The organism is Candidatus Schekmanbacteria bacterium (genome assembly GCA_003695725.1).
GTDB lineage: Bacteria > Schekmanbacteria > GWA2-38-11 > GWA2-38-11 > J061 > J061.
Genome location: RFHX01000299.1, coordinates 1 through 3,088, shown reverse-complemented (window position 1 = coordinate 3,088; position 3,088 = coordinate 1). Strand labels below are relative to the sequence as shown.

Here is a 3,088-nt window from a genome sequence, read left to right as displayed (position 1 = left end):
TCTCTTTCTGGAAATTTTGGTAGTGAAAAAAATTTTTTTTTCAGAAAAATTTTTTTTAGAAGAAGTAGGTTAAAGCTATGGAAGTGTAATTTCTTTCATATTCTCGTTCAGGATAATTCGATTCATTGCACATTTCAGCATTTCTTATTTTGATATCAAGATTGTCTAAAATATTGATTGTCAGTGTAATATCTGCCACGGCGAGACGATCTAAGCGCCTCGATCGTTTATCTTCCAAAGGAAAGGCATCGCCGTCAAAATTTTGAAATTGATAAAGAAGAATAATATCTAAAGCCATCCTCTTTAGGATTGGGAATGAGAAAATCATAGTTGCCTCATTTAAAGTATAATTGAAGTCCTGCTCGTCATTTTCATAGGCAAATGGTCCTTCAAATTCTGCTAACTCGCGGTCTTCCTCAACATCGATTACTTCATTTACTGAATTGGATACGAAGCGGTATTTCAAACTTATGGCACTTCCGTTTTCGAATATTTTATTGCCAGAAAAAATTAAACGATGTTCGTTCCCTTTTGATGTTTTTTTGCTGAATATGCTGGATATGTCTTCTTCATCCTCTTCTTCCTTTTCATAGTAAAAGTTGTTGCGTCCCCTATAAAGGACTCCCTCATATGAAGCGGTTATCCATAACGAATTGGAGAAATGGTGAGCGGCTTGAATAAAAAAAGAGTTTTTTGTAAAATTCCATTTGTTGTTGTTAGGATATTTTTTAAGACTATTCATATAGCCAAGGGTAAGCGAATTTTTATCATTCAATTGATATGAAAGTGAAAAAGTAGAATAGTTGCCAAAAAAGTTTCGAATGTCTTCTTTTGGCTGAAAGTGAAAAATGGAACGGTTATTCATATCAAATGAAGCTTCCTGACTAATTGGAATTGATATATTGATTTCTCCTATATGGCGGTTTGAGTCTTCCGTGTATTCGTCGTAATACAATTTATATATTTCATTGAGGGAAAAATTGAGCCGAATTTTTTTCTCTTTGTCATTGGCTGCATTCAAAAAGAGAGAAGCGATTGTCAGGAAGTCTTCTTCAGGCATCTTGCCTTCTCCTCCAAAGGAATGGTCACTAATGCCTTCTATATTTGTATCATAAGCCGTTTCTATGGAAGCATTGCCGCTGAAATCCAAGGAATGAGCAATGTATATGGGAAAAAACAAGAAAGTTGCCACTAATGAATATATTGAAAAAAGTTTCCTCATTTTTGTATTTGTTTTTTTTGAATATTTTATACTCTTTGGTGTTTGGATGTCCATTAGATAATTTTAGGCGCTTATTAAAAAATAGAAATTTGCGGCTGTTTCACCTTTTCTCGATTTTATTTCGATTTTACCATTGTGCTCTCTCACAATCTTTTCTGTTATGGGAAGCCCCAATCCAGTGCCGCTTTCTTTTGTTGTGTAAAAGGGTTCAAAGATGTGTTTCAGTTTATTTTCATCAATACCTGAACCGTTATCTATAATGGAGATACGTATTCTTTGTTGGTTTGTTTTGTCTTCTGTTTTGGCTGCATTGATAATTTCTGTCTCCACGACTATTCTTCCTTTCCCTTTGAGGGCTTCAAGTGAATTTAAGAAGACATTTAGAAAAGCCCTTTTTATCTGCATTTTGTCAACATTTAGAAAAATATTTTCTCCTGCTTTATATTTTTTCACAATTTCGATATTTTCGCTTTCTTTGATAGGAAGTCCGCTGATTACTTCATCTAATACTTTATGAATATCGTGCTTTTGAATGGCCAATCTTGGAGGGCGGGCATATACCAGAAATTCGGTTATGAAGGCATTTAATTTGTCGACTTCTTCAATAACCTGATTGCATATTTCGATATTTTCGCTTTCCTTTGATATCCTCTTTTTAAGCAGGTCCATATAGATTTGGATACTTCCAAGAGGATTCCTAATTTCATGGGCAATACCTGCTGACATTTCTCCAAGTGCAGCTAATCTTGCGTTTAATTCGAGCTTTTTTTCAAGTTTCTTTATTTCTGTTATATCAATGAAAGAGAGTGTCATCCCTATTGTTTCAGATGCTTCATTTTTAAGAAGGGAAGTGGTTGCTCCTAAAAATTTTTCCTCTCCTGATGAATTCTTAAAATTAAGTTCAATATATTCGGCAAAAGATTTTTCCTTCAACAGCTTCTCCAAAGTCGTTGGTATATTTCCATGATTAGATAGAATCTCGAAAATATTTTTGTTCAAATAGTCCTCTCTCTCTTTTTCCAGTTCAAGAATTTTTATTGCTGCCGGATTGATAGAAGTCAGCAGCCCTACAAAATTTACTGTGATGATTCCACTTAAGGTGCTATCGAGTATATATTCATAAAATTTTTTCATTTCATTTATGGACTTGACCATATCGTTGAATGTTTGGGCTAGGTGGTCGATTTCATCTTTCCCGGGAGAATCAACTGATACATCAAAATTACCCATACTTATCTGGTTGGCTACATGATCGAGTTTTTTTATTTTTCTTACAACTGTGGTGCCAAAGATCAGACTCAGGAATAATGTGACGCATAAACTTACTGCGCCTGAGATAACGATCCATTTGAGGATATAGTCTATCAAATTCAAAAACTCGGGATTTGCATCTACCGAAAGCACCCATCGGATTTTGTTTTTGTTGTCCCTTATTGGAACAAATGCAGATTTATAAAGATTTCCCTTTTTACCTCTGTAAAGGGTAGAAAAAGTACTAGTGCCTGAAAAAGCTTTTTCAATTTCATTGCTGTAAGCATAAACAAAAGGATTTTTTTCACCTTCCATTTCACTGTTTTTCAGGTCAAAATAGGTTATCTTCTCTTTGTTTATGATTGTAATGTTTTCAATATCAGCGGCTTCTGCAATAGGTTTTATCTTTTTTTCGATTCGTTTGGTTATTACTTCCGACAAAGGCGGTTGAAGGAGTAGATCGAGATTGAGAGATGAAATTTCACGGGCTGAAATCTTTGCCACAGATATTAGCTTTTTACCAAAAGCTTCATCGAGATTTTTTAGATTTGCATAGTAGAATATTATGCAGGCAAAAAGGTATATTAAGATTACGCTGGAAATAAAGATTACAAT

2 protein-coding genes are annotated in these 3,088 nt (G+C 34.3%); both read right to left on the bottom strand.

From position 1 onward, the window contains the following. Window positions 1–55 precede the first annotated feature (55 nt). Entirely contained in the window at window positions 56–1,276 is a 1,221-nt protein-coding gene (locus tag D6734_11175) for a hypothetical protein (GenBank protein ID RMF92916.1), read from the bottom strand. A 9-nt stretch (window positions 1,277–1,285) separates the two neighbouring features. Beyond that, window positions 1,286–3,088: HAMP domain-containing protein (locus tag D6734_11170; GenBank protein RMF92915.1), on the bottom strand; the 1,803-nt coding region annotated here is incomplete at its 5' end.